Source organism: Polyangiaceae bacterium, assembly GCA_020633235.1.
Classification (GTDB): domain Bacteria; phylum Myxococcota_A; class Polyangia; order Polyangiales; family Polyangiaceae; genus JACKEA01.
The window spans coordinates 604879-630076 of sequence record JACKEA010000001.1 but is presented as its reverse complement, the minus strand read 5'-3'; the positions used below and the strand labels follow the sequence as shown (position 1 = coordinate 630076).

Sequence of the window (25198 nt, the reverse complement as noted above, 5' to 3'; positions counted from 1 at the left end):
TACCTTCGGTGGCCATGAAGATCGAACGCGAGCGGAAGTTCCTGGTCCCCGGCACGTTCCCCGAGAGCGATGACGTCTCGGAGATCCGTCAGGGCTTCTTGAGCACGGACCCGGCGCGGGTGGTGCGCGTGCGCCGCCAGGACGAGGAAGCGTTCCTGACCATCAAGGGCAAGTCCGAAGGAGCCGCTCGTCTGGAGCTCGAGTACCCGATCCCGGTGGAAGATGCCGATGTGCTCCTCGGCCTGTGCGTGGGAACGGCGATCGAAAAGCGCCGCTACCGAGTGCGGCACTCGGGCGCGGTGTGGGAGGTGGACGTGTTCTTCGGCGCCAACACCGGGCTCACCGTGGCCGAGATCGAGATCGACGATCCCGAGGAGCTCGACCGGGCCGTCGCCGACAAACCCGCCTGGGTGGGGCGAGAGGTCACGGCGGACGGGCGCTTCGCCAACGCGGCGCTGGCGGACCGGCCGCTGTCGACCTGGCCCGCGGAAGAGCAAGACGCGCTCTACTGAACCAGCTCGCTCATGGTGCGCGGGTAGAGCACCTTGTACTTGGACGTGGCGCCGCCCTCGGTGAAGGGCACGTACAGGCTGAACACCCCGGCCACGGTCTGGAAGTCGACGTTGGCGCCGGAGGTGAGGCCGCTGAACTTGCCGCCGCTCAACAGGTACGGGCTCAGGGACACGATTTCACCCGGGCCTGCGTCGCCGATGCCCACGCCGGTCTCCCAGATGCCGAAGATCTCCGAGGCCGCTTGGGGCTTGCCGGTGACCCCCGCGACCTGCACCAAGAGCGGGCCATGGGTTTGTTCATACGCGGTAACGGTGAGGTCCGAGAGCGTGACGCCGGTGATCGGCGTAGGCGTGGCGCTGCCGACCTTCTTGGCGCATCCGGGTAGCAGGTTGTTCACCTGCACCACGAGCTCGTTCTCGCCTCCGAGGTTGTAGCGCCAGGCCCAACCGAGCACGTCCACGCGATCGCCCACCGCCAGGGAAGAGAAGTAGCTCGCGGCGCTGGACGAAATGCGGAGCTTGATGGCGTGCTTCGCGCCGGCGGTGAAGCTCGCGTAGGTCGCGTCCGCCTGCAGGAACACCTGACACGCGAAGCCCGCAGAACAGGCACCGAACGAAATCCCGGTGACGATCGCGCTCGGGATCCACACCTCGGTCTCGGTCGCGGGGTTGTCGGTCCAGATCTCGGGGATCGTCTTCTGCGTGGCGCTCGCGGGCTTTGCATCGCACGTCGGCCAGCCGGCATCGGGCCCGGCATCGACGATGGCGCCGCCGCTGCCACCGCTGCCCGCTTGACCCGCGCTACCGGCCACACCGCCGCTGCCCGCTTGGCCGCCGCTGCCCGCCTGACCACCGCTGCCGCCGGTGGCCCCGCCGCTGCCGCCAGCGCCCACCGCACCGGTGCCCGTGTTGCCGTTGCCACCCCAGTTCTGCCCGCCGCTGCCGCCGGTGAACCCGCCGCTGCCGCCGCCACCGCCGGGTGCTTTGTCAGCGCCGCCGCTGGCACAGGCCGCGAGGATGAACGCTCCACACAGGATCGAGGCGAGCTTGGTCATGGGGCGCCCCCGTAGAACAAATTGCTCGGGGATGGAACAGGCAGCGGCGTCACTGGTGGTGGGCGACGTCGGGCACGGCGCGCAGGCGCTCGGCGATTTGCCTGAGGCCCTTGGAGCGCGCGCCCAAGAGGCCACTGACCCGGAACACCTTGGGCAGGTGCAGCCAGAACGGCCCTTCCCAGCCCACGAAACGGAAGGCCCGCTTCATGAACGTGGCTGCCCGGAGCGAGAGCACGGTTTCCGCGTTGGTCATCCAATTGGGATGGCGATCCGAGGCCTGAGCCAGGGTGTCGTACAGCTCGTCGATGTCGAGCTCCGGCGAAAAGTACCAAGACGGGAAGAACAGCGGGTCGTCCGCGTCGAACCAGCCCGTCTCCTTGCACAGGCGCTCCAGCGGCGTGCCCGCGTACACGCGGATGCCCGTGGAGAACAGCACCATGTGCTCCGCGGGGATGTGCTCCTCGCAGAACGCCAGGGTCTCCCGCACGGTCTCGATGGTCTCCTCCGGCGCGCCGAGCATGAAGAACCAATAGGTGGGCAGCTCTGCCTGGCGCAACGCGCGGGCTGCGCGCTCCACGATCTTCTTGGAGAAGCCCTTGCCCAAGGTCCTGAGGGTGGTCTCCGACGCGCTCTCCGGCGTGCACATCACGGAGGAGAACCCCGCGCGCTTCATGCTGGCGACGAGCTCCGGCGTCACGCCCGCGGGGTTCAGGCCCATGGTGGAGAGATCTACGCCGAGCTTTCGCTTTTCGAGCTCGTCGCACAGCGCCCGCGCGTGGGAGAGCGGCAGGTTGAACGTGGAATCCACGAAATCGAAGCTTGTGACACCGTGTGCCGCGGCCTCTTCGATCTCGTCGACCACGTCCGCCGGATCCCTCAAGCGGTAGGCGTGCCCTTCGATGTTGTTGTACACGCAGTACACGCACTTGAGCGCGCAGCCGCGTTTCGTCTGGATGGGATAGGGCGTGCCCGCCTCGCGGTAGCGGGGGATGTCCACCCAGCGGAAAGCGCGGCTCCGAACCGCGCGTTCGAGGTCCTTCACCACGGCGCGTCCGGCGCGGGGCTCTCCCGGAAGCAACCGCCCGGTGTCGAGCACCGGCAAGCGCTCGGGGCTCTTGGTCTCGGCGGACAGCACGCCCGGGACGCGGCCGACGTCCTGGCCTCGAGACAAGGCGGATAGGAACGCAACGAAGGCTTCTTCGCCCTCACCGACCAGGGCGTAGTCCGCCTCGAGGTAGGAAAAGACGTCCCCCGGCGACACGTTGACGGCGCTACCGCCAACCACGACGACGGCCTCGGGCGCGCGGCGCCGAAGGGTCTTCACGATCTGATCCCGAACTTCCGTGAGGAAGAATTCCGGCATCTCGAAGTTGCAGTTGTCGAGGTTGCGAATCGTGATGCCCACCACCTCCGGACCCCACGAAAGAGCCTGGTCGACCTCGGCGGCCAGATCCTTGGCGAACGAGAGGTCGAGCACCCGCACCTCGTGCCCGCCGGCTTCCGCCGCGCTGGCCACGGTGCACAGGCCGACCGGAATCGTCGGCCAGGGCATGTGCTCCCGGTTGGGATTCACCAACAGCACCCTCATCGTCGAGGCAGGGTGCGCGGGCGCTGGGCGGCGGTCAAGCGCGAGTGCAGCGCGCCCGGCCATGCTTTATGCTCGGGTCGTGCGCGTTCGGGTCGTGAAATGCCATGCATGTGGCGGCCACAAGCAGTTGCCGTCCCAAACGGCGTACGTCTATTGCGATTTCTGCGGAGCGCTCTCGGACTGGGACTTTGCGATGGCCTGCTCGCAGGGCAACGCCCTGCCCGGACCGGCCTACGAAGCGCTGCATCGCCGGTTGGCCCCGGCCATCAAGCAGGCCGAGTGGCAGGGGGATCGCGCCACGGTGAAGGCGCTCTACACGCAGCTCTTCACCGAGCACATCCGCCTGTGCCCGTCGTCCTACTCGCCGCGCATCGTGGATGGCGACTACCGCGTGCGCTACCTCGACTACTACACGGACACGATGATGATTCACGACATGGATCCGCGCGTGGCAGCGTGGACCCAGTACATGAATCAGCGGATCGCCGAGCTACGGCAGACCCAGATGATGCAGGGGGCCGTGATGTCCTTCGGGATCTTCGCCGTGGCGCTGGGCGCTCAGCCGCAAGCGCTGCAGTTTCCGGATCAACCCTTTTGGGCGGTGTACCAGGCGTTCCGCAATCAGCTGGCCACGCAGATGCACGCCGTGGAAGAGGCGGGCTCCCTCGCCAAGTATCCCGACGAGGTCACCCGCACCTTGGTGGAGCGCGTCGGCGTTTCCGCCTTCGTGCAGGGCTGGTTGCCGTACCTGTCCGAGAACATGCGCGGGCACCTGATCCGGGACGCGGGGCTCACGGATCAGTACATCGACATCCAGCCGCCGCCGCTGCAGCTCCGCCGGTGCGGCGGCTGCGGCAGCCAGCTGGACGTGGTCACCGGCGCGCGGCGCGTGATCTGCTTTCGGTGCGGTAAAAAGATCGACGTGAGCGCCCACGAGTTCCCGTGCCCCGGCTGCGGCGCGCCCTCCTCCGTGCCCGCCGGCAGCACCGACTACGCCTGCCCCTACTGCAGCGTCAGGATCCAGGGGACGACCGCGCCAACCGCCGGACCACGCTGACGAGACCGCGGGTCACCCGCGCCAGGCGATCGTAGTCCAGGGTCTCCGGCGTGTCCGAGCTCGCGTGGTAGTGCGGGTTGCGGAAGGGTGCGGTGTCCGTGACCATCACCCCCGGGTAGCCCGCTTGCCAGAAGGCCCACTGATCGGACCAACCCACGCCGGGGAGCAGCGCGGGCAGCGCGGCGCCTTGGGAGGGAAACGCCTCCGCTTCTCTAAAAGCGGACAGCGCCTCGCGCACCAGCGCGCGGCTTTGGACGTTGCCCACGAAGGCGACGAAATCGCCGCGGGAGGGATAGAACGCCGACAGCGGCGGAGGGTAGCGCTGACTGCCCTCGGCGTCGGAGTAGTAGCCGATGCTCTCCAAGCTGAGCATCGCGACCACCGTCTCCCCGCGTTCGGCCAGGGAATGGGCGTACACCACGCTGCCCATGTCCCCCGTCTGGAAGTGCGGCGGCTCCTCGTTGGCGAAGGCGACGAAGTGCAGCGTGCGCTCGGGGCGGTCTGAAGCGAGGCGGCGAGCGAGGGCGAGCAGCGCCGCCGTGCCGCTGGCGTTGTCGTCGGCTCCCGGCGTGCCCGACGCGGCGTCGTAGTGCGCGCCGATCACGACGGTCTCGTGCGTGGCACCCCGCAAGGTGGCCACCAGGTTGCTGCAGCCGACCTCTCCCACGCGATAGTCCTGGCGCTCGGGCTCGTAGCCGGCCTTCTGAAGCGCGTCCTCCACATAGCCGCGGGCCTCGGCATAGCGCGACGGATTGCCCACGTTGCGTTGGGCCCGGGTGCCGGCCAACGCGATCACGTGAGCGCGAAGCTCGCCCTCGAGCTCCGCATCGCCCTCCCCCGCCGCGCCGCGGCTGGCGCCGGGCATGCGCAGACACACCGCCCAGAAAGCGACGCTCACCACGAGCACGCCGCCCAGCAGCACCCCGAGCCGTCGTCTTGCGTTCATTTGCGTTGGATCACCTCCGGGATGTTCAGCTTGGGTGAAACGCTCAGCGCATTCGGCGTAGTCCCCGCATTGACGCCGGGCCCGGTCGCGTTCAGCGTTCCCGCATGTCGAGCAAACGCTTCATCACTTGGACCCTGGCTTTCACCTGCATTTCCGCCCTCTCGATGGCGGCGTGCTCATCCGACGACAGCAACGGCGGCGGCGGCTCCGGCGGCGGCGGTAACTTCGGCGGCTTCGGCGCCACCGGCGGCAGCGGCGCCACCGGCGGCCAAGCCGGCAGCGGCGGCCAGGCCGGCAGCGGCGGCACCGGCGGTGGAGCGGACGCCGGCCCCGGTCCCGATCACCTGCTCATCACGGAGGTCGGTATCCAGCCCGGCGGCTCCGAGTACATCGAGATCATGAACCCCACCAGCGCCGCGGTGGACCTCAGCGACTACTACGTGTCCGATAACTCCGGCTACTACACGCTCACCAGCGGTCCGTGGACCTTCAGCGGTACGCCCGGCAGCGACTTCCTGGCGCAGTTCCCCAGCGGCACCATGTTGCAGCCCGGCGCCGTGCTGGTGATCGCCGGCGAGGCTGCCTCCGGCAACGACGGCTTCGAGACCCTGTTCGGCAAGTGCCCGGACTTCACCCTCAACAGCACCGGGACCGCGCTCTCCTGCGGCGGCGGCTCGGTGCCCGCCATGAAGATCCCCGCCAACGGCAGCGTCGGCAGCTCGCCCGGCTTCCTGATCAGCAACGACCGCGAGATGATCGTGCTCTTCACCTGGGACGGCTCCTCGTCCACCGTGAAGGACGTGGACTACGTCACTTGGGGCACCACCTTCGATGTCAACACTCGCATCGACAAGACCGGCAAGACCGGCTATCAGCCGGACACCCAGGCGGACCAGCAGAAGCCCGCCGATCAGGGCGTGCCGGCGAGCGCCGGAGCACCGCTGGCCATCGAGCGCTGCGCCATGGAAACCGGCGAGAAGACCACCGGCGGCAATGGCATCACCGGGCACGACGAGACCAGCGAGGACATGAGCGCTTCCTTCAAGAGCGCTGCCACGCCCTCGCCCGGCACCAAGAACAGCTGCCTGCCCTGAGTCAGTGGGTGAGCGCGGCCCTGCCCGTGCAGAGCTCCACCCGCTCGCCGCTTTCGCGACGCAGCGCGATCACCTCGCGCGCGTCGCGGCTGGCGGCGAGCTCCGCGGACGAGCTGGTGACGATCCACTGCACGCCGGGCAGGGCCTGACACAGGGTCGCGAGCAGTCGCGAGATCACCGCCGGCTCCTGGTGCAGGTCGACCTCGTCGATGCACACGACACCTTCGGCCTGCCGCGGATCCACGCCGGGATAGGCGCCCCACAGCGTGCGCACGGGCAGCGCGGCGAAGCTCACCAGATGGCGCACCCGCGTGGGTAGCTCGTCGAAGCTCAGGGAACGTCCGTCGGCGTCCACGAAGGTCGGCTCGAAGGACGCGGCGTCGAGCCCGCGATAGCGAAACCCCGCGAGCCCCGAAACTTCGCTCAGCGCAGCGCGCATCGCAGCGCCCAGGCGGTGGAGGTGGCGCCCGCGATCTCCGCCCGCCTCGGAGAGCGCCGCGGCGATGTCGGCGTAGCAGATCGCCTGCTTCGTCTCCCGCGCGAGATCCGTCCGAGCTGCGTCGTCCGGTGCCGCCGGCGTGCGCACGTCGTAGCGCGCAATGGATCGTAGGGGCGCGTTCATGCTCATCGGCTGCCGCGAGAACCAGCGGGTGGCGCCGATGGCCAGGAACGCGAAGCCGCCTTGGCGCGCGCGCCGATCGAACAGCGCCTGCTCCTTGCGCCGCACGGCTTCCACGGCGTCCGTGGCCTCCACGCGGAACGTGGGCGTGGGCGTGGCCACCGTGAGCGAGTGCGGGCGCGACGGATCGTCCGCTCCCAGCATCCACTCGCAGATCACCGCCGGCGGCTCGTCCCCCGACGGCACCTGCGGCAGCACCGCGTAGCCCGGCCGCGTGGACGCCAAGGCCGTGAGCATCGTCGTCTTGCCCACGCCGCCGCCGCCGTGGATCACCGTCACGCTGCGGGGCGCTCCGGCTTCGTCCGCGAAGGGAAGCTCCACGTCTTCGAAGGGTCCGACGCCGATCAATCGTGCCGCGACGAGACGCATGGCTGGGCATTGTGGCACACTCGGCGCGTGGAGATCCGGACGGAGGTGGAGATCGCCGCGCCCATCGATCGCGTGTGGGACGTGCTCACGGATTTTTCGCGCTACGGCGACTGGAATCCGTTCATGAACAGCGTGGAGGGCGCCCTGGGGGAGGGCGAGCGGCTACGCGTGGTGCTCACCACTGCGGACGGCAGCGAATGGACCGTGCGACCGCGCCTGCTGCGGGTGGTGCAGAACGCGGAGCTCCGCTGGCAAACACGGATGTTCTTCCGCGGCCTGTTCGACGGTGAGCACTACTTCACGTTGGCCGAGAAGAACGGCGGCACCCTGCTGGTACAGGCGGAGACCTTCACGGGGCTACTACTGGGCGCCATGAGCCGCACCGTCACCGAGCGTGCTCGCGGCTTCGTGGGCATGAACCAGGCGCTCAAGAAGCGCGTGGAAGGGTGACGCGACGGGGCTCGCGCCGCCCCGACAACAAAAGATTCAGTAGCGGGGAGCTGCTTTGGCCCGCACGGCCTTGAGGGCGTCCTTGATGGCGTCGCCCTTGCGCAAGCAGGGGTAGCAGTCCTCGCGCTTGGTGTCGCCGCAGCCGTTCTTGCGGAGCATCTTGCCCACCAACATCAAGCTGCGACGATCTCCATTCTCTTCCGCTCGGGGCAGCACCTTGGCCGAGTCCTCGCAGGTCTCGGCAGCGCGCAGATCGAGGGCCACGAGCAGCGCCGGGGAGGCTTTCTCGCGGATCTTCGGGTTGGACAACAGCGCCTCAGCGAGCTCCGTCGCCGAAGTGCGCCGGGGAGTGCCGGTCCACACTTCGTACAGGAGGTCGGGGCCCGTCGGTCCCGCCATGGTCGCCATCACGTGGATGGCGTCGGCGGCGAGAGCGCTGTCGCGCGAAGCCTTCTGCAGGCGATCGATCTGTTCCTTGTCGGGCTCCTTGCCGGCGAGGGCCTTGCCCATCTCCGCGAGCTCTTTGCGCTCGGCGGCGACGTTGCCCATCATCAACGCGACGGACTCCTCCACGCTGCGCTCCGCCGCGGGCTTCTTCTCGATCTCGGCGATGGCCTGGACGTCCCCTGCCCTGGCCTTCTCCAGCTGAGATTTTGGTAGCGGCGGCGCGGAAGCTTCCGGGGCGGGCTCGCTCGGCGGCGGGGGTTCCGGCGCGCTCGCGGTGGCGCTCGCGGAAGCGGCCGGCGGAGCGGAGCTGCGTGTGACCAGCGCGGTGAACAGCGCAGCGACGCACATCGCGCCCACGGCGAACACCAGCGCGGCGGCGCCCGCCCACACACCCACCGGCGCGGCCGTGGAGCCGAGGCGCGCTTTCTGCTTGAGCACGTGCTGCAGCAGCGGTACGTCGTCGGCGGGAGCGAGGCCCTTGGACGACGGCGGCGGCGCTGGCGCGGCGCTGGCGGTGGCATCGGACGCCGGTGAGAGATCCGGCATCATGGGCGGCGAAGCGACCTCTCCCAACGGCCGGGTACCGGTGTTGTCGTCGGGCGGCGGCTCGGCCGGCGGCGCTTCGCCGGACATCTCGGACGTCTCCAGCAAGCTGTCGGAGAGGGTGGTCGGTGTGGAGCTGATCTCGAGCAACGAGTGGATCGACTCCAGGCTGTCGTACGGCTTGCGAGCCGGACCGAGGCTCGGCACGTTCCGCGAAGCCTCCAGCGGCGGCGGCACGTACTCGCCGGGGCTCGGCGGCGGCGGCGCAGGAAAGCCGCCACCACTCGAGGGCGGCGGGGGCGGCGGCGGCGCGAAACCTCCACCGCTGGGCGGCGGCGGTGGCGGAGGAGCAAAGGGTCCGCTGCTGGGCGCCGGAGGCGGAGCCGAGCGTGGCCGTCGCGAAGGGGGCGGCGGCGGTGGCGGCTGCGAGCCGTGCGCCGACGCCGGCGGCGGTACCGAACGCGGTGGCGGACGGCGCGAGGGGGGCGGCGGCCGATGCGATGGCGGCGGCGGGCGCGACGGCGGTGGGGGCGGCGGGTGCTGGCCGCTGCGCACCGACACCGGCGGCGGTGGCGGTGGCGGGATCGGCGGCGGCGGTGCCGCGGGATCGGGAGCCGGCGCACCAGCGCCGGGCGGCGCCAATCCGACGACGGTCTTGTTGCGTTTGATGGGCACGTTCAGATCGTCGAAACGCTGGGATGGAAGCGGCGCCGTCAGCTCCTTCGAGTCCACGGTGGGATCGAGCACCGTGTCCTCAGGGACGACGGAAGGAACTTCTTCCCAGCCCGAGTCCACCAGCGAGGGCCGGATGGAGGGGCGGCGAGGCGGCTGTTTTCCGCTCATGAGCGGCCTGAACTTTAGCATTTGTCGACATTTACAAGGGACATACCCGGTGGTAGGTGCCCATCGGCTTGAAACATCGCCTCGCCGTGGTCCTGAACCCCAACGCCGGGCGCCGCCCGGTCGATTCTGTGCGCGTGCGCGAGGTGGTGGGATCGGTCGGGCACGTCGCCGAGACGGAGAACCTGTCGGAGCTCAACCGCGTGGTGCGGGAGCTGCTCGACGACGGCGTGGAGGTCATCGCCATCAGCGGCGGAGATGGAACGTTGAATTGGGTCTTGAACGAGGCCCTCGCCATCGTGAAGGACCCTGAGGCTCTGCCGGCGTTCCTACCGACCAACGGCGGCACCATCGACTTCGTCGCCCGCAAGGTCGGCGTGCGCGGCGACGCCATCGGCATCTTGTCGGAGGTCGTGGCGCGCCTGCGCATGGATCGCAGCATCGAGACCCGCAGCGTGGACAGCCTCGAGCTCACCGGTGCCCTGGGAAGCGGCGAGGCCTTTCATCGCCTGGGCTTCGCCTTGGCCGCCGGCGGCATCGGACAGCGCTTCTTCTCCAAGTACTACTCCGAGCCGCGCTTGGGCGCGCCGGCGATCGTGTCGGTGGTGAGTCGAGCGGTGGCGTCCTTCGCCGCCGCTCGCGTGCGTGCTCCGGTTCCCCAGCGCTGGCTCGACTACGGACGCGATGTGTTTCGACCAACGCGGGCTCGCGTGTGGATCGACGGCGAGGAGCTCCGAAGCGACGAGCAGGGCGCCATCCACGCGGGCGCCTTCGACGTTTCCCTGGGGGGCGTGTTCCGCGTGTTCCCCCTGGCCAGCGCCGCCGGCGTCATCCATTTCCAGGCCGGGGCCATCGTGCCGATGGAAATGATCCGCGCGCTGCCCAGCCTGGCCCGCGGCGACAAGATCCCGAGCGACTACCTGGTGGAAAAGGCCGGACAAGAGATGCGCATCGAGGCCACCGGCGAGGAACCCTTGGCGCCCATCCTGGATGGCGAGAGCTTCGAGAACCTGCGCACGCTCACCGTGCGGCCCGGCCCCCGGATCCGGATCGCGCGCATCGAGGCCTGACGCTCAGCTCGCTTCCTGGACCTCGCGGGGAAACGCCCAGCCCAAGACGAAGGCGCCGAGGCTGAGCCCCGCGACCGCCCAGAACACGGACGAGAGCCCGCCGGAGAGCGCCTCCGAAAGCGCCGCCGAGTTCGTGGCGTCACCGTGGGGAGCGCCAGCCAACAAGGCCGCCGCTTCGTGTGCCAGCTCCGGGCGCTCGCGGAGCCGCGCGCCGAGCACCTCGCCGAGCACGCCCACCGCGAGAGCTCCGCCCAACGTTCGGAACAGGAGCGTGCTCGCCGTGGCAACGCCGCGCTCCGCCCAGCCCACGCTGGTCTGCACCGCGATGAGCAGCGCCGTGTTGGCGAACCCGAGGCCGAAGCCGAACGCCGCGGTGGTGACGCGCGGCAGGGTGAGTCCCACTCCCGGGACCAACACCCAGGCCATCGACAGCGCCGCGACGGTGTTGACGGCGAGGCCCACGCGCACCAGCGGACGGAACCCCAGCCGCGGGATCATGCGGCCGCCGAGGGCGCTGGCGATGGGCCAGGCCACGGCCATGGGCGCGATGGTGGCTCCCGCCTGGGTGGGCGTGCCGCCCAGAACACCCTGCACGAAGAGCGGTACGAAGGTGAGCGTGGCGAGCAAGGCCCCGCCGATGAGCGTTCCGGCAGCGCTGGCCACGGCGATGACCCGCTTGGAAAACAGCGTCAGGGGCAAGATCGGGTCGGGGGCGCGGCGCTCCACCACGACGAACAGGCCCGCAAAGACGACAGCGGCCGGCAACGCCCACACCGCTCGCGAGCCGCGCGCTCCGACCAACACCAGCGTCACGGCGGTGCCCAGCAACAGGGCTCCGCCCCAATCCAGTGGTCGTTCGACGCGTTCGACGTTCTCGTGAAGATTGCGCCAGAGGAGCAGCACCGCGCCCAGCCCAAAGGGAACGTTGACGTAGAACACCCACTGCCAGCCGATGGTGTTGACGATGGTGCCGCCCACGATGGGCCCCACAAGGCCGGCCACGCCCCACACGCCGCCAATCACACCCTGCATTCGCGCGCGCTCGTGCAACGTGAAGATGTCTCCCACCAGCGTGAGCGCCATCGACTGCATCGCACCACCACCGATGCCCTGGATCGTACGGAAGCCGATGAGCCACGCCATGCCGGTGGAACGGCCGCAGGCCACGGACGCCAGCAAGAACACGAAGATGCCACCGATCAGGATGCGCTTTCGGCCGTACACGTCCGCGAGCTTGCCGAAGATGGGCACGCCCACGGTGGACGACAGCACGTAGGCGGTGAACACCCAGGCGTACAGCTCCACGCCACCCAGATCCCCGACCACCGTGGGCATCGCGGTGGACACCACGGTGACCTCCAGCGCCGCCATGAACACCGAGAGCATCAACGCGACCACCGTCAGCGGCCGGCGAGTGGTGCGAACGCTGGTCATCTACACGCGGTCTTCTTCGCGCGGAGAGAGCTCGGGGCCGCGCAGCACGGCGGCTACGTCCGGCGGGATGCGCTTGGGCACGTGGGCGTCGTCCACGCAGGCGAGCAGGGTGTGACCCTCCGTCACCAGCTCGGCCTCCCGCAAGATGCGATAGGAGAACTCCACGGTGACCCGCGTGAGCTTCGAGAGCCGACTCTCCACCAACAAGAGCTCGTCGAAACGCGCTGTCTTCTTGTAGCGCAGCCGGGCCTCCACCACCGGTAGATGAATGCCGCGCGTCGCCCACTCGAGGTACTCGATGCCGCGGCGCCGCAGATATTCCACCCGCCCCGCCTCGAAATAGGAGAGGTAGGTGGCGTGGTGCACGATGCCCATCAAGTCCGTCTCGCCAAAGCGGACGCGGACCGAGTAGCGGCTCATGCAGTGTTCGGGTAGCGGGTCGTTCACGGCGCGCGGAGACTATCACTCCTCGGGACTTGCCGCGGCGCCGCGCAGGGGGCATGTAGCGGTCGATGGTCGAAAAGCCGCCCCCGTCGCCGCCCGTCCCCGACACCTACAAGATCGTGGTGGGCATCGACTACGAGAAGCCCTCGGAGCTGGCGCTGTCCACGGCTTTGTCCACCGCCCTGTACCGGGATGGTCAGGTGTATGCCATCACCGTCGCAGAGGGCGACATGCCGAGCCGTCCAGAGGAGCTCAGCGAAGAGCTGCACAAGAAGTTCCTGGAAGAGGCTCAGGCCACCCTCGAGCGTTACCTCTCCGAACAGATCGCGGAGTACGAAAAATCCGGCTTCAAGATCAATCGCAAGCGCGTGGGCGCAGCCGTCGACTTCGGCAAGCCGGCGGACGCGATCTTGGAGCTGGCCCGTGAGGTGGAGGCGGACCTGATCGTGGTCGGCACCCACGGCAAGAGGGGATTGGAGCGGCTATTGGTCGGTTCCGTGGCAGAAGAAGTGCTCAAGGGAGCCCACTGCCCCGTGCTGGTTCTACGCGACAAGCCCTGAGGCTCAGTCCAAGCGCAGCTCCAGGCCTTCTCGCGCGGCGAACACCTTGCTGGGACTGTGCGCGCGACGGGCGCGGTCCTGGCACACGGCCACCGTCGCTTCCACGTCGTCGTCCGAGTGCATCGGGTCGTGGTGAAACAAAGCGACCTGCCGCACGCCGGCCTGGTGGGCGAAGTCCGCTACGGTGGTGGCGCGGGCGTGTCCCCAGCCCACCTTCTCCGGGTATTCGTCGTCGGTGTACTGACCGTCCGCGATCAGGAGGTTCGCTCCCTCGGCGAAGCGAACCAGCTCCGGGGGCAACACCCGCAGGGCGTCGCGATTCCGCTCCGCCTCCGCCTTGTTCACCAGGTCCAGGTCGAGCTCGCTGTCCGTGGCATACACCACCTTCACGCCATCTTTCTCGAAAGAGTAGGCGAAGCTACGGCCGGGGTGGGTCTGCTCCATGTGCCGCACGGTGACGCCTTCGATGACGGTGGCGCCGCTATCCAGATTGCGCGAGATGATCTTCGAGCCGAGGTCCGAGAACGTGACCGGGAAGTACTCCGAGCGCATCTGGCCGAGCAGTAGTCGGTGTATGCGATCGTCCTCGTGGGTGGCGTCGTACACGAACATGCGGTTCTTCTCGGAGTACGCCGGCATGAAGAACGGAAAGCCCTGGATGTGATCCCAGTGCGTGTGGCTGAAAAAGAGGTGCGCCTCCAGAGGCTCGTCGCCGTGCTGCTCCATCAGCGTCTGACCCAGCTCCCGGAGCCCCGTGCCGCCATCGCACACGAACAGCAAGTCGTCGAAGCGAACCGCGACGCAGGACGTATTGCCGCCATAGCGCCGCGTCTTGTGCCCCGGCGTGGGGATCGACCCCCGCGTGCCCCAGAAGCGCACGAAGGCGCTCATCCGCCCTCCCGGTAGATCATGATGATGTCTCCGAGCTGCACGGTGTCCCCGTCTTGGAGCACGACGGAATGCGCGCGCACGCCGTTCACGTAGAAGCCGTTCTTGCTCCCGAGATCCACGCAGCTGTACTCCGGCCCCGAGCGCCGGAGCGCCACGTGCCTGCGGGAAATGAGGCTGGAGTCCACGGAGATGTGCGCCTGGAGCGAACGACCGATGACGATCTCCGACAGCTCCAGCACGAACTGCCGGGGCGCACCCGGCCCCTGGACCTGCTCGAGCAGGAACGGCTTGCCCGACCGGCGGAGCGCCGCCGGGATGGGGGCGCTCTCCAGAGAAACGGTCTCCTCGGGATCGGGGGTGCGGTCCTCCGGTCGCGTCACGATGGGCTCCAATCTACCATGTGTCCCTCGTCCCACTCACGCGCCTACGCATTTCGGGCGGGGTTTTCCCCCTCGAATCTCGACGGCGAGCCCATCGCCCCCTTTCTTGGTAAATAGCCGGCCGCGTCGCCCCCTCACGGGAGGACAGAAACCGCCATGAGCTTTTCTCGCATACTCGTCCCGGTCGACTACTCCGACCACTGTCGCTCCGCCCTGGACTACGCGCTGTTCTTGGCCGGACAGCTGGGGGCCAACGTGGACATCGTCCACATCTGGGATCGCCCGGAGTACGTGCCGGACATGACGGTGCTGGGCAAAGATGGATCACCGTCCCGCTCCCTGGTCGACATGATCCGAGACAACGCCGAGGCGGAGATGACCGACTTCCTGGCCAAGGTGAAGGTGCCGCCGGGCGTCACCCTCACGCACCACCTGGAGTCCGGAGAGCCCGCCAGCGCGATCCTCACCACGGCCCAGCGCACGGGGGCGGACCTGGTGGTGATCGGAACGCACGGGCGCACCGGCGTTCGCTATCTGCTCCTCGGAAGCATCGCGGAGAAGCTCGTCCGCATGTGCTCCACTCCAGTGCTCACGGTACCGCCCAAAGCCGAACCCTGATCCGCATGCTCAAGCGGATCGCCAACCGCGTGCGGCGCTGGGCGAGTGGGCACGCCGTGCCCATCTGGCTCGATCCCGCGTATCGCCTGCCCTTCGCCAGCATCGAGGCGCAGACCGGCTTCGAGCCGCGGCGTTCGGATCTGGTCGCGTTCCATCTCTTGTCCGTTGGCGCCATCAGCGATCGAGATCTGAGGCGGCCGGTCCGCGTCCGCTACGAAGATCTCGCGCGGGTCCACACGCAGGAGTGGCTCGAGCAGCTCAACGATCCACAGGTCTTGGGCAACGTGTTCGCGGTGGATCCTTCCGACGTGGTGGTGGACGAGGTGCTGTCCACCGTGCGCTTGGCTTGCGGCGGCACCCTGAACGCCGCCCGCGCCAGCCTCGGCCGGCGCGGTCCCACCATGAACCTCCTGGGCGGCTTTCATCACGCCGGACCCTCCCGCGGCGGCGGCTTTTGCGCCCTGAACGACATCGCCGTGGCGGTCGCCGCGCTGCGCGCAGAAGGCTTCAAGAAGCGCGTGGTGGTGGTGGACCTGGACGCGCATCCGCCGGACGGGCTCGCGGAGTGCTTCGAAGGCGACCCCAGCGTGTGGGTCGGATCGCTCTCGGGCACCAGCTGGGGACCGATGCCCAGCGTTGACGAAACCGCGTTGCCCCCAGACTGCGACGACGACAGCTACATGGCGGCGCTGTCCGCGCTGCTCGGCCGCATGCCGCCCGCGGGACTGGTGTTCGTGATCGCCGGCGGCGACGTGCTCGCCGGAGATCGCCTGGGCGGGCTGTCACTGTCGCTGATGGGCGCCCGCCGCCGCGACCTGGCCGTGTACCGCGCCATCGTCGACGTCCCCAGCGTGTGGCTCCCCGGAGGTGGCTACAGCTCGCAAGCGTGGCGCGTGCTGGCAGGCACGGCCCTGGCCATCTGCCTCGAGTCCACGGAACCGATCCCGGAGGACGCGGACCCCCTGAGCACGGAGTTCTCGGCCATCGCGCGGGAAATCCGTCGCGACGAGCTGGAAGGCGCGTTGGTCATCACCGAGGCGGATCTCATGAGCAGCCTCGAGCGCCGGGGTCACTTCACACCACGGCTGCTCGACTTCTACACCTCGGAGGGGCTGGAGTACGCGCTGTCGCGCTACGGCGTGCTCGAGCAGCTCCGGCGCCTCGGCTACGGCGCCTTCCGCGTGGCGGTGGATCGCAGCGACCAGGGCGATCGCATGCGCGTGTTCGCCAAGGCCGAGGGCAAGGAGCACCTGCTCATCGAGGTGGTGCTGGAAAAGCGACGGGTCGCCGAAGAAGACGTGCTCTACGTGCATTGGCTCACCTTGCGCCATCCCCGCGGTCGCTTCAGTGACCAACGCCCACGGCTTCCGGGGCAAGAAGAGCCGGGCCTCGGCCTGGCGCGGGAAGCGGGGCAGCTCTTGGCACGCACGGCGGAGCGCCTCGGTCTCGCGGGCATCGCCTTCCGGCCGGCGTGGCTCCACACCGCCTACGCCGCGCGCTACGCCATGCGCTTCGTGGACCCCGGACGCCAAGGGCGTTTCGAGGCCCTGCTGCGAGATCTCGCAAGCGTCCCTCTGAAGGAAGCGACGCTCGCCGTCGCCGAAGGACGCGTGCGCCTGAACGGCGAGCCCTACACCTGGGAAGCCGACGAAATGGTGTACTGGCTCGCGCCCCACGACGCCGACGCCGGCGCCATCGCCGAAGCGCGGGACGCCGCCAAGTTCGAGCTTCTACCCTGAGCGCCCGGACGGGCCCTAACGCGCGCGCGCAAACACCGTGGTCTTCGCGCCGGCCTCGCGCTGCACCCAGTACACGCACTTCGCGTCCAGGCCGACGACCTCGACGTAGTTTCCGTCCGGCACCTTGGACAGTGGCTTCGGTGCGCCCCCGGCCTTGTCGATCATCACCAAGAAGGTCGGCGAGTCGTCGTCCTTGCCCTTGGCCACCATCACCAGCCCCTTGTCGTCCACCGCGAGGGGGGAGTTTTGCACCAGGCCGAAGGCGATCTTCTCCGCCTTGCCGCCGGACTTGGCGATCTTCATCAGATCGCCCTTCTGCGCCAGGGTGAAGTACACGGTGTCCGCGTCGATACCCAGTGCAAAGGGCTTCGGCTGCTTGTTAGCGAGCACTTTCGGCTTGGCGCGTTCGTGTGTGAACTTCAGCACGCGATCACCGCTCGAGTCCGTGACGAAAATGCTCTCGTCGTCCGCAGCGATGTCGCTGAAACCCCGGGGCTGTTCCTTGGTGTCGGGTCGCTCGGACACGTCCAGCTCGTAGGTCTTTCCGTCCGTGGTGTCCGCGCGGATGAGCCGATCGTAGGGCCCGTAGTCTCCGGGCACACCGTAGATGTACTTGTCGTGCGCCGTGATGCTCAAAGACGAAAACTTCGGCGCGAGCACTTTCGAATCCCCTCCGGCCTTGGGCATCTGCATCAAGCGAATGCCGGCGGTGAAGTACACGTTCTTGTCGTCCACCACCACGCCGCGGGGCTCCAGCGACAGGGACGAGAGGTTCATGCCGCCTTTGCCGTCCTTGCGCGCGCGCCGCAAGTCGCCGCGGTTGCCGTACAGCTGCCAGCGGCCGTAGTAGACGTAGCCCGCGTCCTGGGCCAGGTCGTAGACGTAGCCGTCCGTGGTATCGAGCACCACCGGGTCGCTCCCGGCACTACACGGTCCCGCTTCGGGTTCCGCCGGCGGCTCCGCGCTCTGGGTGGTGCTGGGCGCCGGCTCTGGCGTCGCCTGCTCTTTCTTGTCGCAAGCTCCGACCGCCAGCGCGACGCAGAGCAGGCTCGTTCGACGGTCGAGGATGATCGTCCACATGCGGATCCTCCTTCGCGCTTCACCCCAGCAGAGCCGGCCCCGAATGACAAGTGACGGATTCCTTTGTCGGGCCGGCGCGAGCCCCGTCGTGGTCCGCGGCGCGGCGCGTGGCCGCGAGGTTCCGCGCCGAAGCGACATCCCCAGGGAAACGACTCGGGGTACGCTCCCGCGCGGATGCCCTCGCTGCAGAAACGCATGGCCGTGGCGCTCCTGTGCCTCGCGGCCTGGGTGGAGCTCGCGCCCCGAGCCTGGTTCGGCCTGAGCGCGGCCCGCTGGTACGACGGCACTCCGGGGGCGCGGGCGGCCCTGGCGGAGCGCGTGCGCGAGACCGTGGAGCAGCAGCGCGGCCTGCTCTTCTATCACAGCGGGCGATCGCGCTTCGACGGACAGAGCGCCGTCGCCATCTACCAGATGACGCTGCTGGGACTGGGGCAGCTGGTCGAAGAGCAACCGGCGCTGGCCGAGCGTTATCTGCCGGCGATGCGCATCGCCGCGCATCACCTCGCGGACCCGAAGACCCTGGACTACGCGCGCAGCGTATACGGGCAGAACGGCGTGATCGCCATGGCCCCCGGCGCGGGGCACGCCTACCTCGGCTACGTCAACCTGGGCCTCGGCATGCTGCGCAAGCACGACCCCGGCACCGACCTGGCCGCACTCCACGATCGCATCACGGCGCGCCTCGCCCAGCGGCTGTTCGCCTCCCCCACCGGCATGATCGAGACCTATCCGGGGGAGACCTGGCCGCCGGACGTCGCCGCAGTGGCGGGCTCCATCGGCCTGCACGCCGAAGCCACCGGACGCCCGCCACCGAAGGAGCTGTCTGCCTGGGCAGAGCGCTTCCGTACCTGCGCGGTGAGCAAGGAGGGCGACGGCTACCTGGTACAACGCTTGGTGAGCGGGTCGTGCCGAGCGAAGGACGGGCCCCGAGGCTCGGGCACCGCCGTCGCCGCCTACTTCATCAGCTTCGCGGTGCCCTCCCTCTCGCGCGACCTGTACCAGGCGGTGGAACGCCAGCGCTCCACGTTCCTGGGCTTTGGCGGCGTGCGCGAGTACGCCCCGGGGTTTTCGGGCTCGGGCGACGTCAACGCGGGCCCCATCCTGCTGGGCGTGTCCGTGGGCGCGACGGGTTTTGGCATCGGCGCCGCGCGCGCTCACGGCGATCGCGACGGCTACATCGCCCTCACGCGCACGGCGCTTTTGTTCGGCATCCCCACGAGCTCCGGCGATGGCGAGCGCTTCGCCGTGGGCGGCGCCCTGGGCGACGCGCTGCTCCTGGCCATGCTCACCGCGAGGCCGCGATGAAACGATTGCGCTTGCCGGCCAGCGTGCTCGTCGCGGCAGTGATCATCGAGTGGATCCTCGCGCGCACACTGGCGAGCCGCGACGTCTTGGCCAGCATTTTGAACGGCGGAAGCCTCGCTTGGCTCGCGCCTCTGGGCGCGCTCCTCGCGCTGCGACTGCTCGTCACCTTCGTGCTGCCGCCATGGCTGCTCTGGCGCGTGGGGCTCGCGTTGTGGAGCCGGCGTCGCTGAGCGTCAGCGCACCGGCGGCACCGCCACCTGACATTCCTTCGCCGGTGTCAGCCACTTGATGGCGTTGAGCCAGAAGTGTTCCACCTGGTAGTCCGGGTGACCGCTCCACTCGCTGTCGTAGGTGATCCATTCGTCGCCCCACACCAACACGTGGCCTTCGCTCTGCGTGGCGGCTGCGAGCACGTCGAAGCCGCCCTCGCTCGCCAGCACCGTGCCACCCTGCACCGGGTAGCCGTTGTCCACGCCCACCTTCTGCACGCCCGCGGTGACGGGGTGCGTGACCCAGTTGGTGACGGGCACGGTGTTGCCCCCCTGCTTCTGCAAGATCTGTTGGGAGCCGTAGCTCAGCCCAAAGGGCGCGAGCAGCAGGTTCACGTTGGCGATCTCGCTCGGATCCGCATAACCGATGAGGGTCATGACGCCGCCGCCGCCCTTCACCCACTTCTCGAGGGCCGCCACTTCCGAGGCCGAGTACGTGCGGTTCATCTTGCTCACGTCCTGCACCACGATCACCTGGTACTTCTCGAGCAGGGCGTCGGTGAGCACGGCGTCGTTCAGGTCCGTGGCGCCGTTGTCGCTGCGCTGAGAGAGCCACGTGGCGAAGATGTTGCCTGCGCCCCACTCGCCTTTGAGACCCAGGGTGGCGATCAGCAGGCAGTCGCAGATGCCGTCGTTGCCCACGTCCACGTCGTCGATGATGCCGTTGTTGTCGTTGTCGACGCCGTCGCACACCTCCGCCGAGCCGCCGCTGCCGCCGGAGCCGGTACCCGCGCCCGCGCCGCTGCCGCTCGCGCCGCCGATGCCGATGAGCCCGCCGCTGCCCGACGCACCGGAGCCCCCTCCGGCCGCGCTGCCGCCGCCGTTTCCTCCGTTCGGGAGGGTGCTGCCGTCGTCCTCCGAGCCGCATCCCACCGAGAGCGCCAACACCACCAGACTCAATCCGAACGCGCGCACCATGGCCGAAGCATACCCCGGCCTCGGCTCCGGCGCTTCGGCCACCGTTTCCAGCAGGGGGTTGGTCCGCCGCGGAAGCTCGCGGTGCGAACAGCCTCACCCCTGGAGTTGACCCGGGTGCTCGGCGCAGTAGCCTGGCGCGGTGACTCGGCTCTGGGTTCCAACGGTTTGCGTCCCCCTGCTGGTGGGCTGTCCGGATACGTCGTCGACCCCGCGCACTGCAGCGCCGTCCGTGCCGTCGACCACGTCCGTCACTGCCCCGGCGCCTTCCACGCTTCCGACCCCCTCCACGTCTCCACCCGAACCAGCTCTCGCTGCACCGAAGTGCGCCTGGAAGCCGGCGGACGCGCCGTCCTCGCCAACTCACTGGGTGCACGCGGAGAGCGCCGGCTGCGAGCTCGCCAAGAGCTCCGCCGAAAGCTTTCGGACGGTCGTCGCGGTGCACATCGTGGAGATCGACCTCGGCGGACCCAAGGCCCTGGTGCGCGTCGTGCTGCTCGACGCCGACGGCCGGCGCGTGGTTCCGGAGGGCAAGGCCATCGCTTACCAGGCGACCTTCACCCAAAAGCACAAGGGCTCCATCGTCGTCGCTTCGTCCAACCACAAGGACGGGGTCTTCGACATCTGGCTGCCCAAGGAGAAGCTGCCAAAGGCGTGTGAAGCCCAGCTCGCCGTCCGCTTCGACAACGGCTCGAGCAAGCCCCTCGAAGACGGGATGGGCGACTGGATGCACGGCTGCTGAGCCCGAGGTCGACACCAGAGGGGGCTGGTCCGGCGCGGAACCCTCGCGCTACGCCGGCTCACTCCGGGAGCTTCAGGATGTAGCCACGTTCCGGATCCTTCGCGTCGTCCACGCCGCCCCAGATGACGATGAAGCTCCCCTCGGCGGTGTCGACCGCGGTCATACTCGCGCCTTGAAGTCCTGGCGGAGCGCACGCCCCGCTTGGCAGAGCGGACCAGGAATCAGTAGTCACGTCGTAGATGCCGCCGTCGCTCAGCTTCCCTTCGAGGGAAACGCCGCCGAATACGACGAGGCGTTCTCGGTCCGCCGTGACTCCGGCAACTGCCGCAGCTCCCGAATGAGCGAAGGGCGATCCGTCCGTCGACATAGCCTGCCAGCTAGATGATGGAATGTCGAAGCGCCTGCCATCATTGAGTGGTTCATTGCCCCAGACCAGCAGTGAGTTGTTCAGCGGGGCGTACTCGACCAGCGGTGAATACAGTACTGGTGGCGCGTTCCCGGAGGGTAGGGTAGTCCATTCAGTCGCAGCCGCGTTCAACGTTACCCCCGCAGCAATCGTGTTGCCATCTGTCTGTCCTCCCCAAGACAGCGTGCGGCCGTCGCTCAGGCTCACGTCGCCAGCATATGAGTTGACGAACGGCGCGTCTGGGATGGCCTGCCATGAGTCTGTCTCCGCGTCGTAGCGTGCTCCGTTCGCAACCGGTCCAGTTGCGATATCGCCCCCCCAGATCACCCAGGACATCCCGCGGGGTTGGGGGGCGTGCATATACTCGCGCCGCGACGGCTCGCCCTGCGAGCTCATTTCCAGCCACTGGTCCGTATCCAGATCATACCGGCGTCCTTGAGCTTCAGTCAGCTCCAGGTTGTTACCCCAGACATAGAGCGAGTGCCCCATCAGCGCGACAGCCGGGTACTCCTTGCGCTGCGTCGGAGCGCCTTCGAGGGCCAAAGGGCTTACGTGTCCGGTCAGCACGTTCAGGCGCCAGCCGGAGCTCAGTCGCTGCTTCGGTCCTGCACCGAGCCGGGCGTCCAGCCCGCCCCATACGATGACCTCGTCATTGAACCGGCGCGCCGCGTGATACGACCGAGCCGCGTCGCTCGGGGGCGCAATGGTGCGCCACGCGCCGTCGTCACACTGCACCCCTACGCCGCCATCGTGTGTACCGCCGGCACCTCCGTCCTTGCTGGGGTCGGCGCTCGTGCTGCCACACCCACCAGCAGGAACGACGCAGACCATCAATGCACAGGCTGTAGCCTCACGAACGATGCGAAGCTTCTCCGCCGCGGTGAACCTTCGGCGCTTCTTGCGCGGAACGGTTTCGTTGGCGACTCCACTTCCGTTGTTCGGGGTCTCGTAGTGCGACGTACGCATGGGGTTTGGCTTGGGCACGATTCACGACCATTCTCCGCCCTTTGCTACACAGGTTTCCAGAGGGAGGCTGTCTCAAGCCACGTTGGCACAGAGGGACATCGACCAGAGCCGCCGAAACGGACTCGAGTGCACAGCACGGCTGCGGCTCGCCTCAGCTCCGGCGCTTCGTCTCGGCCTGCCGTTCTTCCAGCTCTTCGATCCGCTTCGGGAAGTCTTGGCCCAAGAGTCGTGACAGCCCGCGATCCGCGAGCAAGCGTCCGTCCGTCTGGCAGCGCGGGCAGTAGTCGAGCTCGTTGTCGGCGTAGCGGATGCGCTGCACCAGGGTGCCACACACCGGGCACGGCTGCTTGTAGCGACCGTGCACCGCCATGCCCTCGCGGAACGCCGTCACCTTTTCCGGAAACCCGTCGCCCACTTCTTCTCGCAAGCGACAGGTCCACTGCGTGAGGGTGTCCACCGTGGCGCGCCACAATCGCTCCATCTCGTCGTCCCCGAGCTGGCCGGTGCGCTTGCCCGGTGACAGCTTCGCGGTGAACAAGATCTCGTCGGAGTAGGCGTTGCCCACGCCGCTTACGATGTTCGGATCCGTGAGCGCGCGCTTCAGCGTGCGATTCTCCCGGCGTAGGGCCTCCGCGAACGCATCGGCGCTCGCCTCCAGAGGCTCCACCCCGGAGCGACGAAAGGGCTCGAGGGCCGCCGAGCCGCGCACCAGGTGCAGGCTCGCGCGCTTCTTGCTGCTGGCCTCGGTCAAGAGCAGCGCGCCGGTCTCGAAATCGAAGGCCGCCAGGCCGAGCTTCTTGGGGACGGCCGCGCCCACGTCGCGCAGGCGCAGGCGCCCGGCGATCATCAGGTGCAGCACCAAGAACAGATCCGAAGAGAGCTCGAGCACCAGGCGCTTGCCCATGCGGCGGGTGCCCAGCAGCCGCTGACCCTCCGCCTCTTTCATGGGCGGGTCGAAGCTCCGCACCAAGAAGGGGGACGCCACCCGCACCCGTTCGAGCCGCTGGCCACGAAACAGCGCGTCGATGCGCTCGAGGTACACCGCGACGTCGGGCAGCTCCGGCACGCTCAGGTCCGTTCGGCGATCACCGCCAAGAGCTTCTCGACCGCGGCTTCGTCCTTACCGCCGTCGGCGCGCACCTCCGGGGCGAGGGGCTCCTCGAATACGATGTCGGCGCCCGGGACGCCGGAGATGCGTCCGGCGTGGACGGCCTTGTACAGCCCCTTCGAGTCGCGCCGCTCGACCTCTTCCTGGCTGGCGTGCACGTACACTTCCACGAAAGACGGCGCCACGCTCCGCGCTCGGTCGCGAAAGCCGCGCAGGTAGGCCGTGGCGCTCACCAGCACCACCAGGCCCTGCCGCGCGAGCAACGCCGCGACGTTCGCCAGCGTGGCGTAGAACTCGTCCCGCGTCTTCGGATCGTAGCCGGGCTTGGGCACCATCGCGGTGCGCACTTCGTCGCCGTCGAGCACACACACCGGCGTGCCCTGCCGTTGCAGAACGCTCGCAACGTGCTGAGCCATCGTCGTCTTGCCCGACGACGGCTTCCCGGTGAGCCAGACCACCACTCCGCTCATGCCAGCACCTCGTCCGCAAATGCGGGATCGAAGGCCTCGGCGTCCAGCGTTTTCTCGATCAGCCGGAGAACCCGGTCCCGGGCGCCCTCGCTGACCTGGGGGTACCAGAGCGGGTTGGCCACCACCAGGCCGCGCCAGGCCAGGAACGGCGCGCACACCCGCAAGACCTCCCGGTCTCCGCTCGCCTGCAGGTACACGCGCCAAAAACGGTGCCACAGCTCGGAGAACACGCCCCGCCAGGTGTCAGGGTGCTCCACCGCGAAGAACACGTAGTTGATGGCCATGCAGGTGACGTCGTCCGCGGCGTCTCCCATGCAGCCGCGGGAGGCGTCCAGCACCGCCGGCTCGCCGTTCTGGAACACGACGTTGAAGGGGTGGAAGTCGCCGTGGGTCCGTCGCAGGCGTTCGCTCTGCTTCTTCAAGCGGCGCCGGTGCTCCACGCAGCGGGTCTCGATGGCGGCGATGCGTTCCGGCGATGCCGCCGGCACGTCGTCCGCGTAGGCGTCGACCAGGCCGAACACGCCTTCACCGCTACCCACCAGGTCTCGGATCGCCCGCTGGTAGCGACGTGGGTCATCGATGCGCTCGGAATGAAGCGCCACCAGGTAGCGCGCGAGCGCCTCCGCGTGCTCACCATCCCGCGGCGTGAGCGAACCGCGGCGCGCGATCTCCCGGAGCTCGTCCGCGTACAGGTGACCCTCCGCGTAGCTGGTGAGCAGATAGAACTCGCCCGCCTCCGCCAAGGAGATGAGCCGCTCGCCGTCCTTCGACACGGCGCCCACGTCCAACGCCGCGACGTGCGCCGGAATGCCGCCGAAGCGATCGAAGCCGAGGAGCATCTCCGCCGCGCGATCCGCGCGCCGGTCGTGACCGAACTGGTCCGCCTTCGCGGTGTGGAACACCAAAGTCTCCTGCCGACCGTCCGCGCGGCGGACCGTGAGCCGCAGCGGCGATCCGTAGCCGATGCCTTTGTGCGTCCCAAGATCCTCTTCGCCCTCGTCCACGCCGAAGGGCCGCACGGAGATCAGCTCCGCCCCCGGCATCAGCCGCGCCACAGCGGCGGCGAGCGCGGGCTCGAGGCTTTTCTCGATGCTCTCGGCCACGGGTCCTCCACGGGTGTTCGACGCCGAACCGCCGGCGCCGTGCCGACGACCGTAGCAAAAGGGCGATCCGGGACCCGCCGGGGATCGCGCCGCCATCAACAAAAACCAACAAATTCCA

At 68.6% G+C, this 25198-nt stretch carries 27 protein-coding genes; 11 read left to right on the top strand and 16 right to left on the bottom strand.

Annotated features, from left to right (window positions below):
- Positions 1–14: 14 nt before the first annotated feature.
- A complete protein-coding gene (locus H6717_02760) occupies positions 15–512 on the top strand; it encodes a CYTH domain-containing protein (GenBank protein ID MCB9575938.1) in 498 nt (165 codons plus the stop codon).
- Here the strand turns inward: H6717_02760 and H6717_02755 are convergent.
- Positions 506–1567 carry a hypothetical protein gene (locus H6717_02755; GenBank protein MCB9575937.1) on the bottom strand — a complete coding sequence of 354 codons (1062 nt, stop codon included), beginning with the start codon at positions 1565–1567 and terminating at the stop codon, positions 506–508. The genes H6717_02760 and H6717_02755 overlap by 7 nt on opposite strands.
- Positions 1568–1616: 49 nt before the next feature.
- Positions 1617–3155, bottom strand: a complete 1539-nt coding sequence (locus H6717_02750; protein MCB9575936.1) for a cobalamin B12-binding domain-containing protein — start codon at positions 3153–3155, stop codon at positions 1617–1619.
- Positions 3156–3234: 79 nt separating this feature from the next.
- On the opposite strand from H6717_02750, the gene H6717_02745 reads away from it, so the two are divergent.
- Positions 3235–4212, top strand: a complete 978-nt coding sequence (locus H6717_02745) for a hypothetical protein (protein MCB9575935.1) — start codon at positions 3235–3237, stop codon at positions 4210–4212.
- Here H6717_02745 and H6717_02740 read toward each other — a convergent pair.
- A complete protein-coding gene (locus H6717_02740) occupies positions 4169–5158 on the bottom strand; it encodes a M28 family peptidase (protein MCB9575934.1) in 990 nt (329 codons plus the stop codon). The two genes, H6717_02745 and H6717_02740, sit on opposite strands and share 44 nt — an antisense overlap.
- 104 nt (positions 5159–5262) lie before the next feature.
- On the opposite strand from H6717_02740, the gene H6717_02735 reads away from it, so the two are divergent.
- The gene (locus tag H6717_02735; GenBank protein ID MCB9575933.1) at positions 5263–6252 is read left to right on the top strand and encodes a lamin tail domain-containing protein; all 990 of its coding nucleotides are present in this window, start codon (positions 5263–5265) and stop codon (positions 6250–6252) included.
- Between the two features lies 1 nt (position 6253).
- Here H6717_02735 and H6717_02730 read toward each other — a convergent pair whose 3' ends face one another.
- A complete protein-coding gene (locus H6717_02730) occupies positions 6254–7300 on the bottom strand; it encodes a hypothetical protein (protein ID MCB9575932.1) in 1047 nt (348 codons plus the stop codon).
- A 27-nt stretch (positions 7301–7327) separates the two neighbouring features.
- Between H6717_02730 and H6717_02725 the strand changes: the two genes are divergently transcribed.
- Positions 7328–7750, top strand: coding sequence for an SRPBCC domain-containing protein (locus tag H6717_02725; protein ID MCB9575931.1), 423 nt, complete (start codon positions 7328–7330; stop codon positions 7748–7750).
- A 36-nt stretch (positions 7751–7786) separates the two neighbouring features.
- On the opposite strand, the gene H6717_02720 is transcribed toward H6717_02725, so the two are convergent.
- Positions 7787–9583 carry a hypothetical protein gene (locus H6717_02720; GenBank protein ID MCB9575930.1) on the bottom strand — a complete coding sequence of 599 codons (1797 nt, stop codon included), beginning with the start codon at positions 9581–9583 and terminating at the stop codon, positions 7787–7789.
- Positions 9584–9651: 68 nt separating this feature from the next.
- Between H6717_02720 and H6717_02715 the strand changes: the two genes are divergently transcribed.
- On the top strand, positions 9652–10650 hold the full coding sequence (locus H6717_02715; protein MCB9575929.1) for a retinol dehydrogenase: 999 nt from the start codon (positions 9652–9654) through the stop codon (positions 10648–10650).
- A 3-nt stretch (positions 10651–10653) separates the two neighbouring features.
- On the opposite strand, the gene H6717_02710 is transcribed toward H6717_02715, so the two are convergent.
- A complete protein-coding gene (locus tag H6717_02710) occupies positions 10654–12084 on the bottom strand; it encodes an MFS transporter (protein MCB9575928.1) in 1431 nt (476 codons plus the stop codon).
- Positions 12085–12531, bottom strand: coding sequence for an acyl-CoA thioesterase (locus tag H6717_02705; protein MCB9575927.1), 447 nt, complete (start codon positions 12529–12531; stop codon positions 12085–12087).
- A gap of 65 nt (positions 12532–12596) precedes the next feature.
- On the opposite strand from H6717_02705, the gene H6717_02700 reads away from it, so the two are divergent.
- Positions 12597–13088 carry a universal stress protein gene (locus tag H6717_02700; protein MCB9575926.1) on the top strand — a complete coding sequence of 164 codons (492 nt, stop codon included), beginning with the start codon at positions 12597–12599 and terminating at the stop codon, positions 13086–13088.
- Positions 13089–13091: 3 nt separating this feature from the next.
- Here H6717_02700 and H6717_02695 read toward each other — a convergent pair whose 3' ends face one another.
- Complete coding sequence (locus tag H6717_02695; GenBank protein ID MCB9575925.1) at positions 13092–13979, bottom strand: MBL fold metallo-hydrolase; 888 nt, start codon at positions 13977–13979, stop codon at positions 13092–13094.
- A complete protein-coding gene (locus tag H6717_02690) occupies positions 13976–14359 on the bottom strand; it encodes an FHA domain-containing protein (protein MCB9575924.1) in 384 nt (127 codons plus the stop codon). Before H6717_02690 ends, H6717_02695 begins: the two co-directional genes overlap by 4 nt.
- A gap of 156 nt (positions 14360–14515) precedes the next feature.
- On the opposite strand from H6717_02690, the gene H6717_02685 reads away from it, so the two are divergent.
- Both H6717_02685 and H6717_02680 read left to right on the top strand, forming a co-directional pair.
- Positions 14516–14977: a universal stress protein gene (locus H6717_02685; protein ID MCB9575923.1), complete on the top strand. Its 462-nt coding sequence runs from the start codon at positions 14516–14518 to the stop codon at positions 14975–14977.
- A 5-nt stretch (positions 14978–14982) separates the two neighbouring features.
- On the top strand, positions 14983–16716 hold the full coding sequence (locus H6717_02680; GenBank protein MCB9575922.1) for a histone deacetylase: 1734 nt from the start codon (positions 14983–14985) through the stop codon (positions 16714–16716).
- A gap of 15 nt (positions 16717–16731) precedes the next feature.
- Here H6717_02680 and H6717_02675 read toward each other — a convergent pair whose 3' ends face one another.
- Positions 16732–17796 (bottom strand): hypothetical protein, encoded by a 1065-nt coding sequence (locus tag H6717_02675; protein ID MCB9575921.1) that lies wholly within the window; start codon positions 17794–17796, stop codon positions 16732–16734.
- Between the two features lie 174 nt (positions 17797–17970).
- On the opposite strand from H6717_02675, the gene H6717_02670 reads away from it, so the two are divergent.
- Together H6717_02670 and H6717_02665 are read left to right on the top strand one after the other, a co-directional pair.
- Positions 17971–19101, top strand: a complete 1131-nt coding sequence (locus H6717_02670) for a hypothetical protein (protein ID MCB9575920.1) — start codon at positions 17971–17973, stop codon at positions 19099–19101.
- Complete coding sequence (locus H6717_02665) at positions 19098–19331, top strand: hypothetical protein (protein ID MCB9575919.1); 234 nt, start codon at positions 19098–19100, stop codon at positions 19329–19331. Before H6717_02670 ends, H6717_02665 begins: the two co-directional genes overlap by 4 nt.
- A 3-nt stretch (positions 19332–19334) precedes the next feature.
- On the opposite strand, the gene H6717_02660 is transcribed toward H6717_02665, so the two are convergent.
- Both H6717_02660 and H6717_02655 read right to left on the bottom strand, forming a co-directional pair.
- Positions 19335–20288 (bottom strand): hypothetical protein, encoded by a 954-nt coding sequence (locus H6717_02660; GenBank protein MCB9575918.1) that lies wholly within the window; start codon positions 20286–20288, stop codon positions 19335–19337.
- A gap of 93 nt (positions 20289–20381) precedes the next feature.
- The gene (locus H6717_02655) at positions 20382–20576 is read right to left on the bottom strand and encodes a hypothetical protein (protein ID MCB9575917.1); all 195 of its coding nucleotides are present in this window, start codon (positions 20574–20576) and stop codon (positions 20382–20384) included.
- A 79-nt stretch (positions 20577–20655) separates the two neighbouring features.
- Between H6717_02655 and H6717_02650 the strand changes: the two genes are divergently transcribed.
- Positions 20656–21027 (top strand): hypothetical protein, encoded by a 372-nt coding sequence (locus H6717_02650; GenBank protein ID MCB9575916.1) that lies wholly within the window; start codon positions 20656–20658, stop codon positions 21025–21027.
- Between the two features lie 58 nt (positions 21028–21085).
- Here H6717_02650 and H6717_02645 read toward each other — a convergent pair whose 3' ends face one another.
- The 4 genes from H6717_02645 to H6717_02630 all read right to left on the bottom strand — a co-directional run bounded on the left by H6717_02645 (position 21086) and on the right by H6717_02630 (position 25176).
- A complete protein-coding gene (locus tag H6717_02645; protein MCB9575915.1) occupies positions 21086–22399 on the bottom strand; it encodes a hypothetical protein in 1314 nt (437 codons plus the stop codon).
- A gap of 151 nt (positions 22400–22550) precedes the next feature.
- Positions 22551–23465, bottom strand: coding sequence for a formamidopyrimidine-DNA glycosylase (locus H6717_02640; protein ID MCB9575914.1), 915 nt, complete (start codon positions 23463–23465; stop codon positions 22551–22553).
- Positions 23466–23467: 2 nt separating this feature from the next.
- Entirely contained in the window at positions 23468–23977 is a 510-nt protein-coding gene (locus tag H6717_02635) for an adenylyl-sulfate kinase (GenBank protein ID MCB9575913.1), read from the bottom strand.
- Complete coding sequence (locus H6717_02630) at positions 23974–25176, bottom strand: aminoglycoside phosphotransferase family protein (protein MCB9575912.1); 1203 nt, start codon at positions 25174–25176, stop codon at positions 23974–23976. The genes H6717_02635 and H6717_02630 overlap by 4 nt, the downstream gene beginning before the upstream one ends.
- Between the last annotated feature and the right edge of the window lie 22 nt (positions 25177–25198).

Excerpts from the sequence above, each read along its gene's own strand:
- H6717_02760 (MCB9575938.1), top strand. The coding sequence starts at position 15 with ATGAAGATCGAACGCGAGCGGAAGTTCCTGGTCCCCGGCACGTTCCCC.
- H6717_02755 (MCB9575937.1), bottom strand. The coding sequence starts at position 1,567 with ATGACCAAGCTCGCCTCGATCCTGTGTGGAGCGTTCATCCTCGCGGCC.
- H6717_02750 (MCB9575936.1), bottom strand. The coding sequence starts at position 3,155 with ATGAGGGTGCTGTTGGTGAATCCCAACCGGGAGCACATGCCCTGGCCG.
- H6717_02740 (MCB9575934.1), bottom strand. The coding sequence starts at position 5,158 with ATGAACGCAAGACGACGGCTCGGGGTGCTGCTGGGCGGCGTGCTCGTG.
- H6717_02735 (MCB9575933.1), top strand. The coding sequence starts at position 5,263 with ATGTCGAGCAAACGCTTCATCACTTGGACCCTGGCTTTCACCTGCATT.
- H6717_02730 (MCB9575932.1), bottom strand. The coding sequence starts at position 7,300 with ATGCGTCTCGTCGCGGCACGATTGATCGGCGTCGGACCCTTCGAAGAC.
- H6717_02720 (MCB9575930.1), bottom strand. The coding sequence starts at position 9,583 with ATGAGCGGAAAACAGCCGCCTCGCCGCCCCTCCATCCGGCCCTCGCTG.
- H6717_02710 (MCB9575928.1), bottom strand. The coding sequence starts at position 12,084 with ATGACCAGCGTTCGCACCACTCGCCGGCCGCTGACGGTGGTCGCGTTG.
- H6717_02700 (MCB9575926.1), top strand. The coding sequence starts at position 12,597 with ATGGTCGAAAAGCCGCCCCCGTCGCCGCCCGTCCCCGACACCTACAAG.
- H6717_02695 (MCB9575925.1), bottom strand. The coding sequence starts at position 13,979 with ATGAGCGCCTTCGTGCGCTTCTGGGGCACGCGGGGGTCGATCCCCACG.
- H6717_02685 (MCB9575923.1), top strand. The coding sequence starts at position 14,516 with ATGAGCTTTTCTCGCATACTCGTCCCGGTCGACTACTCCGACCACTGT.
- H6717_02680 (MCB9575922.1), top strand. The coding sequence starts at position 14,983 with ATGCTCAAGCGGATCGCCAACCGCGTGCGGCGCTGGGCGAGTGGGCAC.
- H6717_02675 (MCB9575921.1), bottom strand. The coding sequence starts at position 17,796 with ATGTGGACGATCATCCTCGACCGTCGAACGAGCCTGCTCTGCGTCGCG.
- H6717_02670 (MCB9575920.1), top strand. The coding sequence starts at position 17,971 with ATGCCCTCGCTGCAGAAACGCATGGCCGTGGCGCTCCTGTGCCTCGCG.
- H6717_02665 (MCB9575919.1), top strand. The coding sequence starts at position 19,098 with ATGAAACGATTGCGCTTGCCGGCCAGCGTGCTCGTCGCGGCAGTGATC.
- H6717_02660 (MCB9575918.1), bottom strand. The coding sequence starts at position 20,288 with ATGGTGCGCGCGTTCGGATTGAGTCTGGTGGTGTTGGCGCTCTCGGTG.
- H6717_02645 (MCB9575915.1), bottom strand. The coding sequence starts at position 22,399 with ATGCGTACGTCGCACTACGAGACCCCGAACAACGGAAGTGGAGTCGCC.
- H6717_02635 (MCB9575913.1), bottom strand. The coding sequence starts at position 23,977 with ATGAGCGGAGTGGTGGTCTGGCTCACCGGGAAGCCGTCGTCGGGCAAG.
- H6717_02630 (MCB9575912.1), bottom strand. The coding sequence starts at position 25,176 with ATGGCGGCGCGATCCCCGGCGGGTCCCGGATCGCCCTTTTGCTACGGT.